Annotated in this window: 15 protein-coding genes; 6 read left to right on the top strand and 9 right to left on the bottom strand. The window is 67.5% G+C overall.

Going from position 1 to position 16,511, the window contains the following annotated elements:
* Positions 1–205 precede the first annotated feature (205 nt).
* Together ACQP2D_RS28130 and ACQP2D_RS28135 are read right to left on the bottom strand one after the other, a co-directional pair.
* On the bottom strand, positions 206–835 hold the full coding sequence (locus ACQP2D_RS28130) for a CocE/NonD family hydrolase C-terminal non-catalytic domain-containing protein (RefSeq protein WP_433678928.1): 630 nt from the start codon (positions 833–835) through the stop codon (positions 206–208).
* A 246-nt stretch (positions 836–1,081) separates the two neighbouring features.
* Positions 1,082–1,813 carry a TetR/AcrR family transcriptional regulator gene (locus ACQP2D_RS28135; protein WP_433678929.1) on the bottom strand — a complete coding sequence of 244 codons (732 nt, stop codon included), beginning with the start codon at positions 1,811–1,813 and terminating at the stop codon, positions 1,082–1,084.
* 117 nt (positions 1,814–1,930) lie between these two features.
* On the opposite strand from ACQP2D_RS28135, the gene ACQP2D_RS28140 reads away from it, so the two are divergent.
* On the top strand, positions 1,931–3,451 hold the full coding sequence (locus tag ACQP2D_RS28140) for an FAD-dependent monooxygenase (protein ID WP_433678930.1): 1,521 nt from the start codon (positions 1,931–1,933) through the stop codon (positions 3,449–3,451).
* Between the two features lie 16 nt (positions 3,452–3,467).
* Here ACQP2D_RS28140 and ACQP2D_RS28145 read toward each other — a convergent pair whose 3' ends face one another.
* On the bottom strand, positions 3,468–4,013 hold the full coding sequence (locus ACQP2D_RS28145; protein WP_433678931.1) for an LppP/LprE family lipoprotein: 546 nt from the start codon (positions 4,011–4,013) through the stop codon (positions 3,468–3,470).
* A 169-nt stretch (positions 4,014–4,182) separates the two neighbouring features.
* On the opposite strand from ACQP2D_RS28145, the gene ACQP2D_RS28150 reads away from it, so the two are divergent.
* From ACQP2D_RS28150 to ACQP2D_RS28160, 3 genes are all read left to right on the top strand, one after another.
* Positions 4,183–5,073, top strand: coding sequence for a bile acid:sodium symporter family protein (locus ACQP2D_RS28150; protein ID WP_433678932.1), 891 nt, complete (start codon positions 4,183–4,185; stop codon positions 5,071–5,073).
* Positions 5,074–5,204: 131 nt separating this feature from the next.
* Complete coding sequence (locus tag ACQP2D_RS28155) at positions 5,205–6,962, top strand: protein kinase domain-containing protein (RefSeq protein WP_433678933.1); 1,758 nt, start codon at positions 5,205–5,207, stop codon at positions 6,960–6,962.
* Between the two features lie 93 nt (positions 6,963–7,055).
* Positions 7,056–7,424, top strand: coding sequence for a DUF1304 domain-containing protein (locus tag ACQP2D_RS28160; RefSeq protein ID WP_433678934.1), 369 nt, complete (start codon positions 7,056–7,058; stop codon positions 7,422–7,424).
* Here the strand turns inward: ACQP2D_RS28160 and ACQP2D_RS28165 are convergent.
* A complete protein-coding gene (locus ACQP2D_RS28165) occupies positions 7,421–8,176 on the bottom strand; it encodes a DJ-1/PfpI family protein (RefSeq protein ID WP_433678935.1) in 756 nt (251 codons plus the stop codon). The two genes, ACQP2D_RS28160 and ACQP2D_RS28165, sit on opposite strands and share 4 nt — an antisense overlap.
* A gap of 148 nt (positions 8,177–8,324) precedes the next feature.
* Here ACQP2D_RS28165 and ACQP2D_RS28170 point away from each other — a divergent pair, with 148 nt between their 5' ends.
* Positions 8,325–9,437: a PQQ-dependent sugar dehydrogenase gene (locus ACQP2D_RS28170; RefSeq protein WP_433678936.1), complete on the top strand. Its 1,113-nt coding sequence runs from the start codon at positions 8,325–8,327 to the stop codon at positions 9,435–9,437.
* A gap of 6 nt (positions 9,438–9,443) precedes the next feature.
* Here the strand turns inward: ACQP2D_RS28170 and ACQP2D_RS28175 are convergent, their stop codons facing one another.
* Complete coding sequence (locus tag ACQP2D_RS28175; RefSeq protein ID WP_433678937.1) at positions 9,444–10,133, bottom strand: hemerythrin domain-containing protein; 690 nt, start codon at positions 10,131–10,133, stop codon at positions 9,444–9,446.
* A gap of 205 nt (positions 10,134–10,338) precedes the next feature.
* Between ACQP2D_RS28175 and ACQP2D_RS28180 the strand changes: the two genes are divergently transcribed.
* A complete protein-coding gene (locus ACQP2D_RS28180; RefSeq protein ID WP_433678938.1) occupies positions 10,339–11,028 on the top strand; it encodes a TetR/AcrR family transcriptional regulator in 690 nt (229 codons plus the stop codon).
* 25 nt (positions 11,029–11,053) lie between these two features.
* Here the strand turns inward: ACQP2D_RS28180 and hutI are convergent, their stop codons facing one another.
* The 4 genes from hutI to hutU all read right to left on the bottom strand — a co-directional run bounded on the left by hutI (position 11,054) and on the right by hutU (position 16,499).
* On the bottom strand, positions 11,054–12,229 hold the full coding sequence (gene hutI / locus ACQP2D_RS28185; protein ID WP_433685787.1) for an imidazolonepropionase: 1,176 nt from the start codon (positions 12,227–12,229) through the stop codon (positions 11,054–11,056).
* Between the two features lie 28 nt (positions 12,230–12,257).
* Positions 12,258–13,562 (bottom strand): formimidoylglutamate deiminase, encoded by a 1,305-nt coding sequence (locus ACQP2D_RS28190; RefSeq protein WP_433678939.1) that lies wholly within the window; start codon positions 13,560–13,562, stop codon positions 12,258–12,260.
* Between the two features lie 73 nt (positions 13,563–13,635).
* On the bottom strand, positions 13,636–14,850 hold the full coding sequence (locus tag ACQP2D_RS28195) for an allantoate amidohydrolase (RefSeq protein ID WP_433678940.1): 1,215 nt from the start codon (positions 14,848–14,850) through the stop codon (positions 13,636–13,638).
* Positions 14,847–16,499 carry a urocanate hydratase gene (gene hutU, locus ACQP2D_RS28200; RefSeq protein ID WP_433678941.1) on the bottom strand — a complete coding sequence of 551 codons (1,653 nt, stop codon included), beginning with the start codon at positions 16,497–16,499 and terminating at the stop codon, positions 14,847–14,849. Before hutU ends, ACQP2D_RS28195 begins: the two co-directional genes overlap by 4 nt.
* Positions 16,500–16,511: the final 12 nt, after the last annotated feature.

A 16,511-nucleotide genomic window follows, 5' to 3' on the forward strand; every position in this document is an offset into this window, starting at 1 on the left:
CGAAATCTAAATTTCTCAGCCCATGACAAAGCCCCGCCGAATTGCTTCCCGTTTATAGAATAACTCCGCCATCCCGTTCGAGTCAAGTCTCGCCGGACATTTCGACCAATTCGAAATCCCAACTGCCGATCCAGGTTTCGAGTTCTGCTGGCCGGAGGAGACCGCGACCCCCTGGGCGCGTTCCGATGACCGTCCGGATCGCGGGTCAGCCGATGGGCCGGTTCGTCGGCAGGTTGATGAAGCTCGGGGTGTCCGGATCGAATCGCAGATATTGCGTTTTGAATTCGGTGGCGTTGAGCATCGGCCGGAAAGCCAAGGCCTTCGGCGGGTTCGCGGTGAAGACGTCGACCCGCAGCCGGTGCTCGGGGTGCCAGCGCGGCCTGGGTCGGGATGACCGCAATATCCAGCGTGACCGGGTTTCCCGGCTCGACGGGCAGCAGGCTGTCCAGGGTGATCGGATTGAACGGTGCGGTGTAATCGCCGCTCGCCGAGCGCACACTCTTGCCTCGTCCACCGCGCGAATCGATGCCGGGAGCTGTCCGGTGCTCAGCACAGTCGAGGTGCCATCGGGGGCGACATCGTTCACGGTGACGCTCCAATATCCGTCGGTCGCATCGCGAATCGCATTGAGATGCACATTGATCGGACCGAAGATCGCCGTCGGCTCGGTCATCGCCCTGCTGGTGAAGGTCAGCGCATTGCCCTCGGCGACACGGGAATCCTTGGCGCAGACATCCAAGGGCGAGAAGATTCCGGCCGACCCCTGGGCGGCATCGCGCGAGCATACGGTGGACACTCCGGGCGGCACCGGCAGCTCGAGGCGATCGCGCGGCATAGCATCGTCCCCACGGGCAGTGGAACACCCTCGGGGAGTTTCGTATAGGGGGTGAGGTTCACGATCGTCGGCAGCGGCGTGTTCACCACCGCATTCGTAGCGTCGACGGGCCGATAGACATGGCCTCGAGTACGACGCCAGCGTGCGGACAGGGTCGCTTCGATTGACGCGCTGAGGATCATAGCAACCAGCTGGCGAATGTTCGGTCAGGCGCGGTCGGCTCGGTTCGTCGGATCGAGCCAGCGGCTATTTCGGCAAGCCCATGCGGTCCGCGATGCCGTCGAGCAGGCAGGTCAGGGTCCATTGGACGGGGTCGGTGCCGCCGGTGGTGGTGCGGGCGGCGAACCAGCGGGCGAAGGCGGGGTGGCGGCCGTCGGCGAGGATCGGCGCCAGGATGGGTTGTGCGGCGGCGGCCAGTTCATCGTCGGTGTGCAGGCCGGAACGGGCGCGCATGCGGTTCTCTTCGGCGAGTTGCAGTGCGGCGCCGATGAGGTGGCCGTCGACGGCAGCGGTGATCAGCGTCATATCGTCGGCGGTGAGGTGCAGCGGCTCGAGTAGCGCGAAGCGGAAGTCGAAGTAGCGCAGCGCATTCGGCCCGAGCGGCGGGCGGGTGTGCACGAGTTCGCCGAACCAGAGGTGACGCTGGATCACCGACCAGGTCGCCAGCGCGAGTTCTTCGAGCGCCGTGCGCCACGGCCCCGTCGGCTTTGCGGGCAGTGGAATCTCACCGTAGACGGCATCGATCATCAGGTCGACCAGGCCATCCTTGCTGCCGACGTAGCGGTACAGCGACATCGGCGTCGACGCACCGACCGCCGTGGCGATCCGGCGCATGGTCAGCGCGCGGGCGCCCTCGGCATCGGCCACCGTCAGCGCCGCGCGCAGGATGTTCGCCCGGCTCAATGTCGTGGTCGGTCGCCCCGGCGGTTCCGGCAGCGACCAGATCAGCGGTCCGGGCGGTGAGGACTCCTCGGTCATGCCCGCGCCTCGCTGACGCTCGGCTCCGGCATGACCCCGGGCTCGGCTGCATTGATCGGTCGCTCGCTCATCGCCACCTCCTTGCCGGGCATTCAACCATTCGTGTACAAAGTACACATGATGTACAACGTACACGCACCTCGTATTCTGATTGTCGGCGGCGGGCTGGTCGGGCTCTCGGCCGCACTGTTCCTGCGCCAGCAGGGCGTGGCAACGGTGCTGGTCGAGCGCAGGCCGACCACTTCACCGCAGCCCAAGGCCCGGCGCATCAATATCCGCACCATGGAGCTGTTCCGCCAGCTCGGCATTGCCGACGAAGTCCTGGAGGCCGCCCGCGACCTCGCGGAGTACCAGCACTTCGCGGCCGGACCGACGCTCGCGCAGGCCACCCGCATCCCCTTCACACTGCCCGGCGGTGTCCCCGACTGGTCGACCATCACCCCGGCCACCGCCTGCCTGTGCGCCCAGGATCTGCTGGAGCCGGTGCTGCGCCGCATCGCCGTCGCCCGCGGCTGCGACGTGCGGTTCGGCGTCGAACTCACCGACTTCACAACCGAATCCGACGCCATCGTGGCCACGATCCGCGCCGCCGATGGCACGGTCGAACGGCTGCGCGCGGACTATCTGATCGCGTCCGACGGCGCGTCGAGCCCGATCCGCGAACGGCTCGGCATCCCGCGTGAGGGTCGCGGCACGCTCGGGCGGGCCGTCAATGTCTACTTTCGCGCCGATCTGTCGGAGTTGGTGCGCGGACGCGAATTCAACCTCTGCCAGATCGAGAACACCGACGCACCCGGGGCTTTCGCCTCGATCGATGGGTCACACCGATGGATCTTCACCACCACTGATGGCATCGACCGTCCCGTCGAGGAATGGCCGAGCGTATTGCGGACGGCCATCGGCGTTCCCGATATCGGCATCGATGTGCTGAGCGTATTGCCGTGGGAGCCGGGGATGTTCGTTGCCGAGCGCTACCGGGCGGACCGAATCTTCCTGGCCGGTGACGCCGCCCACGTCATGCCGCCCTTCGCCGCCGCCGGTGCCAATACCGGCATCGAGGACGCGCACAACCTCGCCTGGAAGCTGGCGGCCGTCCTGCGCGGCGAAGACCCGGCCTTGCTGGATACCTATCACGAGGAACGCCGCCCGGTCGGCTGGTATATCGCCGACCAGTCGAGCATCCGAACCGCCAACTTGCGCACCATGAATCGTGAATCCAGGGACGCCACACCGCTCGCCGACCCGATCGCCTTGATCCTCGGCAACCGCTATCGCTCGGGCGCGGTCATCGATGACGGCAGCGCGAACACCATGGCCCACCTCGATCTGACCGGCCAACCCGGCACCCGCGTACCCCATCACTGGCTCTCCGACGGTCGCTCCACGCTCGACCTCGTCGATACGGCCTGCGTCCTGCTCACCGGACCCGATGGCACCGCCTGGAAAGCCGCCGCCGAGCAACTGCCGCTGGAAGTCCATGAGCTGGACCAGGATTGGACCGACACCGTTGGCCTCTCCCGTGACGGCGCGCTGCTCGTGCGTCCCGATCAAATCATCGCCTGGCGCATGCCGACCCTGCCCGACGATCCAGCCGCCGAGCTGAATACCGCCGTGGACCGCATATTCCGCCGAACGTGACCGGCGGCCGGAACGACTATTTCGGTGGTGTGCCGATCGTCTGGACTTGCTTTCCATCCCAATGGAATTGGACCGGGGTAATGGTGCCGTCCGGACAGGCATTGCAGCTGCCGGGCGCCTTGTAGGTCACGCCGACGGTGTCATCGGTCGTCCGGCCCGGATCCAAGGCGGTGAACCCGTGACTGTCGCGCGTCGCCGTCCCGACGAAGTTACCCCGGTGGAACAGCAGCACCTGCTCCGGTGAGCTGCCCGTCGCACCCCGCACCGTGATGATCACGGCCGACAGCGTGACGCACGGATCGAATGTGCCTACGAAACTGGCCGGATCGCTGGACCACGGCGCCTTCGTAATCGGCTCCGCGGGCAGGGTCGCGATCGCGGACTGGATCACCGGTGCGGCCAGGTCCGGCCCGCATTTCGCCGTCGGCGCGGCAGTCGATGCGGTGGCGACCGGAGTGGTCGCGCCGGAGACGGTCGCGGAGCCGCTATCGCCCGATCCGCAGGCGGCCACTCCGGCGAGTCCGGTACCGAGGGTGAGCAATACGAGCCGATAGGTCTGCATCCAGGGAAAGCCCTTCAGGTCCGACGAGTGTCTCGATCGCGCAGCGCACACATCATCGCATCGTCGAATCCGGCGGTCCGCCCTGGCCGGGCTCCCATGGCTGGGGTCGCCGCGGCGCCGGTGAGTCGATAACGTCGGTACCCGACCGAGTCCTGATGAGGAGATCTGAATGGGTTCAACGATTTTCGCCGTGTTCCTACCGCTGGCCCTGGCGCTGGTGATGTTCGGACTCGGGTTGACCTTGACCGTCGACGACTTCGCGCGGGTGCTGCGCTATCCCAAGGCGGCGGTGATCGCGCTGGTGTGTCAGATGGTGGTGCTGCCCGCCATCTGCCTCGGCCTGGTCTACCTGTTCCGACTCGAGGGTGCGCTGGCCGTGGGAGTGATGTTGCTCGTCGCATCCCCCGGCGGTCCGTCGGCGAATCTGTTCAGCCATATCGCCGGCGGCAATGTGGCGTTGAATATCACGCTGACCGCGATCAATTCGATTCTCGCGGTCTTCACCCTGCCGCTGGTGGTCACGCTGGCCTTCACCCTGTTCATGGCGGACGATGCCACGATCGGGCTGCGGCCGGACAAGTTCATCCAGGTCTTCGCGATCGTGCTGGTTCCGGTCGCGCTCGGGATGTGGGTGCATCGCCGGTTCACCGCATGGGCGGACCGGATGCGCAAGAACGTCAAGATCGTCTCGGCGGTGGTGCTCGCTCTGGTCGTGGTGGCGGCGGTCGGGCGCGAGTTCCACACGCTGACCCAGAACATCGGCAAACTCGCCACCCTCAGCCTGCTGCTCTCGACGCTGAGCTTCATCATCGGCTACACCGTGCCGCGGGTATTCCAGGTGCAGGCCGATCAGGCGATCGCCTCGGCAATGGAGATCGGCATCCACAACGGCGCCTTGGCCATCGCGGTCGCCTCGAGCGTGCTGCACGATTCGCAGATGGCGGTGCCGCCCGCGGTGTACGGGGTGCTGATGAACATTCCGGCCGTCATCGCCGCGTATCTGCTGGCACGGCAGGTGCGGCGGGACGCTCCGGCGCCGGTTCCGGCCGCGCACGGCTAGATCGCGCGCCGCGAAACGTGGGGGCTACCGCCGCTCGATAACGTGGTCGAGGCTCGGTGCGTGCGGACACCGCGCGCGGCCATGAGTAGCCTTTGCCTGTTCGACGTCATGTGAGAGGACCCCATTTCGCGATGCGACCGCTCGGCACAGACGATCCAACGCGGATCGGGGATTACCGGCTGCTCGGCCTGCTCGGCGCGGGCGGGATGGGGCGGGTGTACCTCGGGCGCAGCGCGGGTGGCCGCACGGTCGCGGTGAAGGTGATCCGGCCGGATCTGATCGGCGACGAGTACCGGGAGCGATTCCGGCGCGAGGTCACCGCGGCGCGGCGAGTCGGCGGTAAATTCACCGCGCAGGTGCTCGACGCGGATGTGGACGCGACGCCGCCATGGCTGGCGACCGGATATGTCGCCGGGTTCTCGTTGACCGACGCGGTCGAGCAGTTCGGCACATTCAGCGAGAAGACGCTGCTGGTGCTGGCGCACGGACTGGCCGAGGCATTGATCGCCGTCCACGGTGCCGGAATCGTGCATCGCGATCTGAAACCGTCGAATGTGCTACTGGCCGTGGACGGGCCCAAGGTGATCGACTTCGGTATCGCCAGGGCCGCCGAGGACAGCGCGCTCACGACCACCGGGAATGTCATCGGCTCACCGGGATTCATGTGTCCGGAACAGGTGGTCGGCCCGGCGATGGGACCCGAGGGCGATGTCTTCGCACTCGGCGGCGTCCTCGTCTACGCGGCGACCGGGCAGGGACCGTTCGGCTCCGGCGAGACGGTGCAGATGCTATATCGGGTGGTGTACGAGGAGCCGCGCTTGGCGGCGGTGCCGCAGCGTTTGCGCCCGCTGATCGCGGCATGTCTGAACAAGGATGTCGCCGCGCGTCCGACACCGCAGCAGCTATTGGATCAGCTGGCCGAACTCGGTGTTCCGGAACGCGGCGGCTGGCTGCCCGCGCCGGTGCTCGAGGAGGTGAGCAGGCGGGCGGTGGCGCTGCTCGATCTGGAGTCGGTCGAGATGCCGCAGGTCGGGTTCGGGCAACCCGCGCAGGACCCGTCGCGGTCGGCGCCGACGCTGTTCCGGCCTGTGCCGCAATCGAATTCGGGGCCGCACACACCGGCACAGCCGACGAATTCCGGACCCGTGCGGACGGGGCAGGGCGGGGCCGCCGAAACGGTGGCTTGGCATGCCGGTCGGACGGGTGGATCGAATGTGTACGCGCCCTACCCTCCGGCCTACGACCGGTCCGGGCCGCAACCCGCCTACACTGTCGGGCCGCAGCCGCCCGGCCAGCATCCGAATCACCCCGCTGCGCAACCGAAGCGTCACGGTCGCCGTACCGCGCTGATCGTCGCCGCCGTTGTGGTCGGTGTCGTGGTCGCGGTCGGCGCCTTCGTCATCGGCACACAGCTCAAAGGCAAATCCTCCGATTCCGCTGTCGCGAATCGTTCCGCGACGGTCAGCACCACCTCCGATGCGACCACCAGTGCGACCCCCTCGACCACGGAGGTCTCGAGCACCTCGACTGCGGGCACATCGGTGCCGAAAGCCTTCGTCGGCAAATGGACCGGGACGGCCAGGGATGCGCTCGCCACCTTCGATATCGAGCTGACCATCCGTGCCGGGAATGTCGGCGAAGAGATCGCGAGTTCGTCGAATACCGGCCAGGCCTCGGGTAGTCGCTGTGAACGCGCCGAACGACTGACCAATGTCTCCGATAGCGAGATCTCTTTCGTGGCGCGGCTGTCCGGCGGTGCGAGCGGCTGTATGGATGAAGGGTCGGTCTCGAAGGTCGTCCTGCAATCGGACGGTTCGGTGAGCTACAGCTTCAGCGGCGGCTTCAGCGGGATCCTCGGAAATGTCACCGGGACCCTGCACAAGAGCTAGTGGCCGACGGGATCGCCTTGGCGCGCCTTCCGACGCACCGGTCCGCGATCGATCATCCTGTGGACGACAAACTCTCCGTGAAGGGATCAGCTCATGCGCGTGGTAGCCGAGGTGCTCGTCGGCCTGGTGGCGTTGCTGCACATCTACATCCTCGTCATGGAGATGTTCCTGTGGACGACGCCGAGGGTGCGCGCGGCCTTCGGCAGCACCGCCGAATTCGCCGAGCAGACCAAGGTATTGGCCGCTAACCAGGGCCTCTACAACGGTTTCCTGGCGGCCGGGCTGATCTGGGGCATTATCGCGTCGGACCCGGTCGGATTCGCCGCGATGATCTTCTTCACCGCCTGCGTTGTCGTCGCCGGGATCTATGGTGCGGCGACCGCGAGCCGTCGAATCCTGTTCGTACAGGCCCTGCCCGGCGCGATCGCCCTGGCGGCTGTGCTGGTGGCAGGCAGTAACTAACGCCTGCCCAGTCGACGACGGGCGCGGGCGCGGTCGATCGCCGTGGTCCACGACAGTTTGGCGATGGCGCTCGCCTCCCGGACGACGGCGCGCGGATCGGCGGTGAGCAGATCGGCGCCCTCGCGACCCACCATCGCGGTGACCTTGCGCCGCGCGGCCGAACTCGCCTTGCTCATATGCCCGCTGTCGAAGGGCGGCTGCGGATCGTATTCGATCATCAACTGGATCGCCTCGGCCGCCTCCTTGCCCGCGATCTCCCCCGCTAGCCACAAGCCGAGATCGATACCGGCCGAGACACCCGCGGCGGTCACGATCTTGCCGTCGCGCACGATCCGCTCCGCGCCGCGTGGCTGCGCGCCGAGCGCCTTCAACGCCGACAGCCCGGCCCAGTGCGATGTCGCTGGCTTGTCTTTCAGGATCCCGGCGGCGGCGAGGACCACCGAGCCGGTACACACCGATGTGGTCCAGGTCGAGGTCTCGTGCACCTGCCGCAGCCAGGCGAGTAGTCGTTCGTCGGCGGCCGTGGTCGCCGTCGCCGGGCCCGAACCGCCGATGAGGACGATATCGGGAGATGGTGTCTCATCGAAGGAGTGCGTAGCGCCGAGCATTAGGACGCCGCTGTCGGTGGTGATCGGACCCGGCTCGTGCCAGACGAATCGCAGCCGCGCGCCGGGCAGTAGTCGAAGCACCTCATAGGGCCCGATCACGTCGAGCGCGGTCATGCCCGGATAGACGACGATGGCGATCTGCATTGATCTTTCCCTCCCACAGCGGCTGGCCCAGCGTCGAGCCTAGCGCGCTGCCTCGGGGCCCCATCTCGACATCGGTGAGCGGGGACCGGGCAAGATCGATGTGCACCCCGCCGGTGACCGACCGCAAACGCATATCGGAGGCAGACGCATGGGGATCACAGGTTCAGTTGCGCGTCGACGGACAGCCGTCGCCGCATTGTTCGTGGTGGCCGTCGTCGCGGGCTGTGCAAGCGGTCCCGAAGCACAGCCCGATCGGGCGACGGCCGTGGTCACCAGCACCGCGCCGAGTGCACCATCGGGTGTGCCGGATCTGGATGCGGGAGAGGAGATCGTCAGCGATATCGACGTGCCGTGGGGGCTGGCGTTCCTGCCCGATGGTGACGCGCTGGTCGCGGAGCGGGATACCGGGCGGATTCTGCGCGTGCGTCCCGGGCGGGCGCCGGAGCCGGTGTACGAGGTGCCCGGTGTCGTCGCGCGCGGCGAGGGTGGTCTGCTCGGGCTCGCGGTTGGCCGTGACTTTGCCGAAACACGTTATGTCTATGCCTATTTCACCGCCGCTGACGATAACCGGATCGTGCGGTTGCGACTCGACGGACAACCGGAGGTCATTTTCGACGGCATCGCGAAGGCCAATAATCACGACGGCGGCCGGATCGCCTTCGGGCCCGACGGCATGCTCTACGTCGGAACCGGTGATGCGGGGAACGGCGGTAGAGCTCAGGACCCGGCCAGCCCCAATGGCAAGATCCTGCGCCTGACACCCGATGGCGCTGCGGCACCGGGCAATCCGACGCCCGGCTCGCCGGTCTACAGCCTGGGCCACCGCAATGTACAGGGTCTGGCCTGGGATTCCGCGGGCCGACTCTTCGCCGCCGAATTCGGCCAGAACGCCTTCGATGAAATCAATCTGATCGAACCGGGCCGCAACTACGGCTGGCCCGCCGTCGAGGGTATGGGCGGCGTCGATCGCGGATTCACCGACCCCCAGATCGTTTGGAAGCCCGCCGAAGCTTCGCCGTCGGGCATCGCCATCTCCGGCGACACCCTCTACGTCGCGGCGCTGCGCGGCGAACGACTGTGGACGGTCCCCTTGCACGACGGCACACTCGGCACGCCGCAGGCCCGCATACCCGATCTCGGTCGCCTGCGCACGGTGGCGATCGCCCCCGATGGCGCCCTGTGGTTGACCACCTCCAACACGGACGGCCGCGGTGACGTCCGTGCCGGTGATGATCGCATCATCCGCTTCCCGGCCCGGTGAGCCGCGCTATTTCACGACCTTGCCGATCGAGGCCAGATCTCGGCGCAGCAACGCGGTCTCCCTGGCATGGCCGCGACGGCCGAACAGGCGGTACAGCAACCGGATCGGAACCGGGACGCGGCTCAGGAATTCCGCCCATTCGCGCTCGTCGGCCTCCTCTGCGATATGACCGAGGAAGATCAGCGCCCGCCCCTTCGGCAGGGACGCCAGATCGACCTTGCCGAATTCGGCCCATTGCGACTCGGTCAGTGTCTCGGCAACGATCGGCAGTACCGAATCCTCTTCCAGGCGAAGATGTTCGGTCAGCACCGCATGGAGTCGGCGCAGGTCGTCGACGAGCAGATCCACTGTCTCGGTTCCGCCCTGGTGTTCCCATTCGGCCAGTTCGGCATCGACACGCCGCATTGCCGAGTCGATCTCGTCGTGCTGGGCGGCCATGCATTCGACCAGCGCCGAATCCACCTGCGCCGAACGCAATCTCGGCCACACCAGCTCATCCTCGCACCCATGGTGGTGGTGCAGGGCGGTGAGCATCTCGCGAGCATGTTCACTGATCCGCGCCACCTGCTCGACATCATTGGGCGAGGTGACCTCGACAATGTCTGCCAGCAAACCGAATTCGCGACGGAAGACCCGGTGCACCAGCACCATATCGTGGGTATCGCAGCCCGGTGCCCGCGCCGCACGGCGGCTCATAACATCTGCTCCCGCGACGGTAACGAACCCGTGCCGACGACGAACGCGGGCAGCGCAAATCCAAGATCCCCGATGGTCATTTAGTTCCTCCCGAACCTAAATGCACTCCAGTGCAATAAATGCAACCTAGTATAGGTTTGGCCGAGCGCGCCCCGTCAAGATGACAGTGCGCCCTGTCGAGATGACAATGGAGGACCAGCAGCGAATGACCGAGCCCCGAGCCCGTGTCAGCGATTCCACCCAGCTCAGTGATACCACTCGGCTCAGCGATACCGCTCAGGTCGACGAAACCGCCCAACTCACCTCCGGCCGCGTCGCCCAACGCCGACGCACCCGCAAGGCCATCGTCGACGCCTCCATGTCCCTGTTGCGCCGCGGCATCGAACCGTCGGTCAATGACATCGCCGCCGCGGCCGAGGTCTCCCGGCGCACCGTCTACCTGCACTTCCCCACCCTCGACCAGCTGATGCTCGATGCGACCATCGCGCTGCTCAGCGCGAATACCGATGCGGCGCTGGCACATATCCACTCCGTAGACCCGCGCGTGCGCATCGCCGAACTGGTGCGGGCGATGGGAGCCGAGACCAGCGAACTACTACCGATGGGTCGGCGGCTGGTGAAGCTGTCCGCCGACCCGCCGGCAGCGGACGCACCGCGCCCCGGGATGCACCGGGTGCGCTGGATCGAGTGGGCGCTCGAACCCCTGCGTGAGCGAATCGCCCAGCGGCAGTTCGACGATCTCGTTTCGAGCATTGCCGTGGTGGTCGGCTGGGAGGCGTTCATCGTGCTGATCGATGTGCGCGGGCTCACGCCCGATGCGGCCGTGGATGTCTGTGCCCGCACCGCCAGCACGCTCGTGGATTCGGCGCTGCGGTCGCTGGACGGAAAAAGGTAGGACCGAACCCTCGGCTCGATGCGAATCACCCTGCGATATCCGGCAATTCGGCAACGGCAGCCGGGACCCGCGCGCCGAGCCGCCACACCGCGCACGTGAGCGGGACGCCGGGCCGGTAGGCCAGGTGCGTGGCCGACGGCGCATCGAGCACCTGGAGATCGGCGCGCGCACCGACCCGAATGACACCGACGTCATCGCGGCGCAGGGCCTTCGCGCCCGCCGCTGTCGCCGCGTATACCGCTTCGGCCACCGACAGACCCATTTGGAGTACGGCGGTGGCCACGCAGTAGGCCATCGAGGTGGTGTAGGAGCTGCCCGGATTGGCATTGGTGGCAAGCGCGACGGTCGCGCCCGCGTCGAGCAGTGCGCGGGCAGGGGCGAGCGGCTGGCGGGTGGACAGATCGCAGGCGGGCAGCACGGTGGCGACAGTGTCCGAGGCGGCGAGTGCCTCGATATCGGCGTCGGTGAGGTGGGTGCAGTGGTCGACGCTGGCGGCACCATGGCGGACCGCCAACTGCACGCCGGGGCCGGTGCCCAGCTGGTTGCCGTGGACGCGCAGTCCGAGACCGCGTGCGGCGGCGGCGCGCAGCACGCGATCGGACTGATCCGCATCGAAAGCGCCGGTCTCGCAGAAGACATCGGCCCAGCGCACATGTGGTGCGACCGCATCGAGCATCGGACCGCAGACCAGGTCGACATAGGATTGCGCATCGGCATCGGGCGGGACCAGATGCGCACCGAGATAGGTCACCTCATCGACGGTGGCGGCGGCGATGCGGGCCGCACGCTCCTCATCGAGCACGCTCAGGCCGTATCCGGTCTTGGTCTCCAGGCAGGTCGTGCCCTGCCGGTAGGCCTCGGTGACATGCCGCCGCAGATTGGCCGAAAGCTGTTCGTCCGAGGCACTTCTGGTGGCGGCGACGGTGGTCGCGATGCCACCGGCCCGATAGGGCTGACCGGCCATTCTGGCCTCGAATTCGGCGGTGCGGTCACCGGCGAAGACCAGGTGGGTGTGACTGTCCACCCAGCCCGGCAGCGCCGCGCGGCCGCCGATATCGACCTTGCGATCGGCGGCGGGCGCGGCGGCGGCCGGACCGATCCAGCCGAAGTGCTCGCCGTCGATCACCACGGCGGCATTGTGCAGCGGGCCGTCCGGTGCGTTGGTGGTGAGTTCACCGATTCCCGTGATGAGGGTGGACACGGTTTCCTTTCCGTCGGTGGACAATGACTCACGGTGCATACAGGGCCTGGATCTCGTCACGCAGTGTGATTTCGGGTTGCGCCATCAGCAGATGGCGGCCGTCCGAGACCACCTCTCGCCCGGCCACCAACACCTCGCGGATATCGCTTGCCGTGGCCGCGAAGAGCGCGGCGGCGGGTTCGGCGCCCGCGGTTCGGATGGAGTCGAGCTCGACGGTGACCAGATCCGCTGCGGCACCGGCCTCGATGCGTCCGACCTCCGGCCAGCCGATCGACGCGTGATCGGTGGCCGCGGTGAACAACTGCGCCATATCGAAGCGTCCGCGAGCGCGTGCGGCGAGACGTTCGTTCAATTCCAGCGCGCGCCATTCCTCGAAGCCGTCGACGACGGCATGGCTGTCGCTGCCGAGACACAGGCGAACTCCGGCATCGAGGAGTTCGCGGGCGGGTCCGATGCCGTCGCCGAGATCGCGTTCGGTGGTCGGGCAGAAACAGGCCCGCGCCCGTGCTTCGGCGAGTAGACCGATATCGGCGGCGCTGACGTGCGTGGCGTGCACGGCCACCGTATCCGGCCCGAGCAACCCGGCCTCGGCCAGCAGTGCGGTCGGCGTCCGCCCGTGTGCGGCGAGGCAATCGCTGTTCTCCGCGGGCTGTTCGGACAGGTGGACGTGCACCGGCCGGCCGCCGGCTTTTTCGGCGACCACCGCCAGCGCCCGCGGCGGCACCGCGCGCACCGAGTGCGCGGCCACACCGGTGCGCACCAGCTCCGATTCCGGCTGGAACGCCGCGGCGCGCTCGGCCCATGCCATCGCATCACCGTCACTGAAGCGGCGCTGGTGTTCGTCCGGCATATGGCCGAATCCACCGGTGAGGTAACAGGTGTCGAGAAGGGTGAGCCGAATTCCGGCGTCCGCAGCGGCCGCGGCCAGTGCGGTACTCATGGCATTCGGATCGCGGTACGGCACCCCACCCGGCGCGTGATGCAGGTAGTGGAACTCACCGACGCTGGTGTATCCGGCGAGCACCATCTCCGCGTACACCCCGCGCGCGAGCCGGTAATAGGAATCCGGATCGAGCCGGTCCGCGATGGCGTACATCCGTTCCCGCCAGGTCCAGAACGAGCCGCGGCCGTGGTGGGTACGGCCGCGCAAAGCCCGGTGGAAGGCGTGCGAATGCGCATTCGCGAAACCGGGGACGGTCAACCCGTGCAACACCTTTCCGCTCGGCTCGGTTCCCGGTACCACCGAACGGATCGACGATCCGGTGACATCGATGGTCACCCGTTCCGCCAATCCGTCCGGCAGCCAAGCGAATTCGGCCCAATAGCTGCTCATCGGATCGCACCCCCGCGCATCGGATTCAGGCGGCCATCCGAATGCCCGCGCATGCGCGCCTCGCAGACCACGCTCATGTCGCCAAGTCCTCGAGCACGCGAGCGAGGCTCGCCGCGCCGAAATCCACATCCGCGGGTTCGGAGTGCTCCTGCGGCGCATGGCTGATCCCGGTCGGATTGCGCACGTAGAGCATGCCCGAGGGCACATGTGCCGCCAGAATGCCCGCATCGTGCCCGGCACCGGTGGGCAGCGCGGGGACACCGCCCAGCACGCCGTCCATGCGGCCGCGCAGCGCGTCGTCGAAAACGACATCGTCGGAATACGATTCCTCGGTCACGGTGACAGCGCAGCCCTCGGCGGCCGCGGCCTCCCGGGCGACTCCGGCGATATCCTCGACCAGCGCGGCCGTGCGTCCGCCTCCGGCAACGCGCGCGTCCAGCCAGAGATCCACCGTCGAGGCAATGACATTGGTGCCACCCGGTGTCGGTATCAGCTTGCCGACAGTGGCCCTGGCATCGTCGGTGGCGGCGGCAACGCGGCGAGCGGCCGCGATCACCGCGGCCGCGGGCAGCATCGGATCGTGCCGATCGGGCATGCGGGTCGCCCCCGCGTGATTGCCCTGTCCGCTGAAGGAGAACCGATAGCGCCCGTGCGCGATGATGCTGCTGCCGGTGGCGACCGGGCTGTCCAGATCGATCAGCCCGCGCCCCTGTTCGACATGCAATTCGACGAAGCAGCCGATATTCGCCAGCGCATCGGGATCCGCACCGAATCGCCGCGGATCATGCCCCGCCTCGGCCGCGGCCTCGGCGAAGGTGATCCCGGCGGCGTCGCGCAGTCCCCGGGCGCGGTCGGCGTCAATGGCACCGGTCAGCAGCCGAGAGCCCAGGCACGGCACCCCGAAGCGCCCGCCTTCCTCCTCCGCGAATACCAATAGCGCGAGCGGTTTCGCGGGTGCGAAACCCTTGGCGCGCAGGATATCCACGGCGGCGAGTGCGCTCGTCACGCCGAGCGGGCCGTCGAACGCACCGCCACCGGGCACCGAGTCCAGATGGCTCCCGGTGACGACCGCCGCGGCACCCGGAATGCCCCACCATGCCCAGATGTTCCCGTTGCGGTCGGTGGTCACGTCCAGGCCGCGCCGGGCCGCCTGGTCGGTGAACCAGTCCCGCAATTGCAGTTCGGCGCGGTCGTAGACATGCCGGGAGTATCCGCCGCGTCGCGAATCCCGGCCCACGTCGGCGATTTCGGCGAGCAGGCCGTTCGCACCGCGGCCCACGGCCGTCACTGGTTGTCCCGCATGGGGATTCGCACGCCGCGCTCCTCGGCGACCGCACTGGCACGGTCGTAGCCGGCGTCCACATGTCGAATCACGCCCATACCAGGGTCATTGGTGAGTACACGCTCGATCTTCTGTCCGGCCAATACCGTTCCATCGGCGACGCACACCTGTCCGGCGTGGATGGAACGGCCCATGCCGACGCCGCCGCCGTGGTGGATCGAGACCCAGCTGGCGCCGGAGGCGGTATTGACCATCGCGTTGAGCAGCGGCCAGTCGGCGATCGCGTCCGAGCCGTCGGCCATTGCCTCGGTTTCGCGATACGGCGAGGCGACGCTGCCGGAGTCGAGGTGGTCGCGGCCGATGACCACCGGCGCCTGCAGTTCACCGCTGGCGACCATCTCGTTGAAGCGCAGACCGGCCAGATGCCGCTCGCCGTAGCCGAGCCAGCAGATGCGGGCCGGAAGACCTTGGAAGGCCACGCGTTCCCCGGCCATGGTGATCCAGCGGCGCAGGGATTCGTTCTCGGGGAACAGTTCCAGCATCGCACGGTCGGTCGCGGCGATATCGGCCGGATCGCCGGACAGCGCCGCCCAGCGGAATGGTCCCTTGCCTTCGCAGAACAGCGGGCGAATGTAGGCCGGTACGAATCCGGGGAAGTCGAAGGCCCGTTCACAGCCACCGAGCTGCGCCTCCCCACGCAGCGAATTGCCGTAGTCGAAGACCTCGGCGCCGCGGTCGAGGAAGCCGAGCATGGCATCGACGTGATCGGCCATGGATTCGCGGGCGCGGTCGGTGAATTCGTCGGGCTTCTTGGCCGCGTAGTCGGCCCAGTCCTCGAGCGCGACCCCGCGCGGCAGATACGCCAGCGGATCGTGCGCCGAGGTCTGGTCGGTGACGATATCGACCTCGACACCGGCCGCGAGCAGTCGCGGCAGGACCTCGGACGCATTGCCGATCAGCCCGACCGACAACGCCTTTCGTTCCTTGCGCGCCTTCGAGACCCGGCGTACCGCATCGTCGAAATCGGTGGCGATCTCATCGAGATAGCGGTCGTGCACCCGGCGCGCGGCGCGCGCCGGATCACATTCGACGACCAGCGCCACCCCGCCGTTCATGGTGACGGCCAATGGCTGCGCACCGCCCATACCACCCAATCCCGCTGTCAGGGTGAGGGTTCCGGCGAGGGTGCCGCCGAAACGCTTATCCGCCACCGCCGCGAACGTCTCGTAGGTGCCCTGCAGAATGCCCTGGGTGCCGATGTAGATCCACGACCCGGCGGTCATCTGCCCGTACATGGTGAGCCCGAGCGATTCGAGCCTGCGGAATTCCGGCCAATTCGCCCAATCGCCAACGAGATTCGAATTGGCGATCAGTACGCGCGGCGCCCACTCGTGCGTCCGGAAGACGCCGACCGGCTTACCCGATTGCACCAACAGGGTCTCATCGGCCTCGAGCGTGGTGAGCGTGCGCGTGATCGCGTCGAAGCTGGCCCAATCGCGCGCGGCCTTACCGGTGCCGCCGTACACCACCAGATCCTGCGGCCGCTCGGCCACTTCCGGATCGAGGTTGTTGTGCAGCATCCGCATGGCGGCCTCGGCCTGCCAATTCTTGGCCGTCAGCCGCGACCCGTGTGCCGCCCGAATCGTTCGTGTCATCAAATTTCCCTC

It is taken from the genome of Nocardia sp. CA-119907 (genome assembly GCF_050955995.1).
In the GTDB taxonomy this organism is placed as follows: Bacteria; Actinomycetota; Actinomycetes; order Mycobacteriales; family Mycobacteriaceae; genus Nocardia.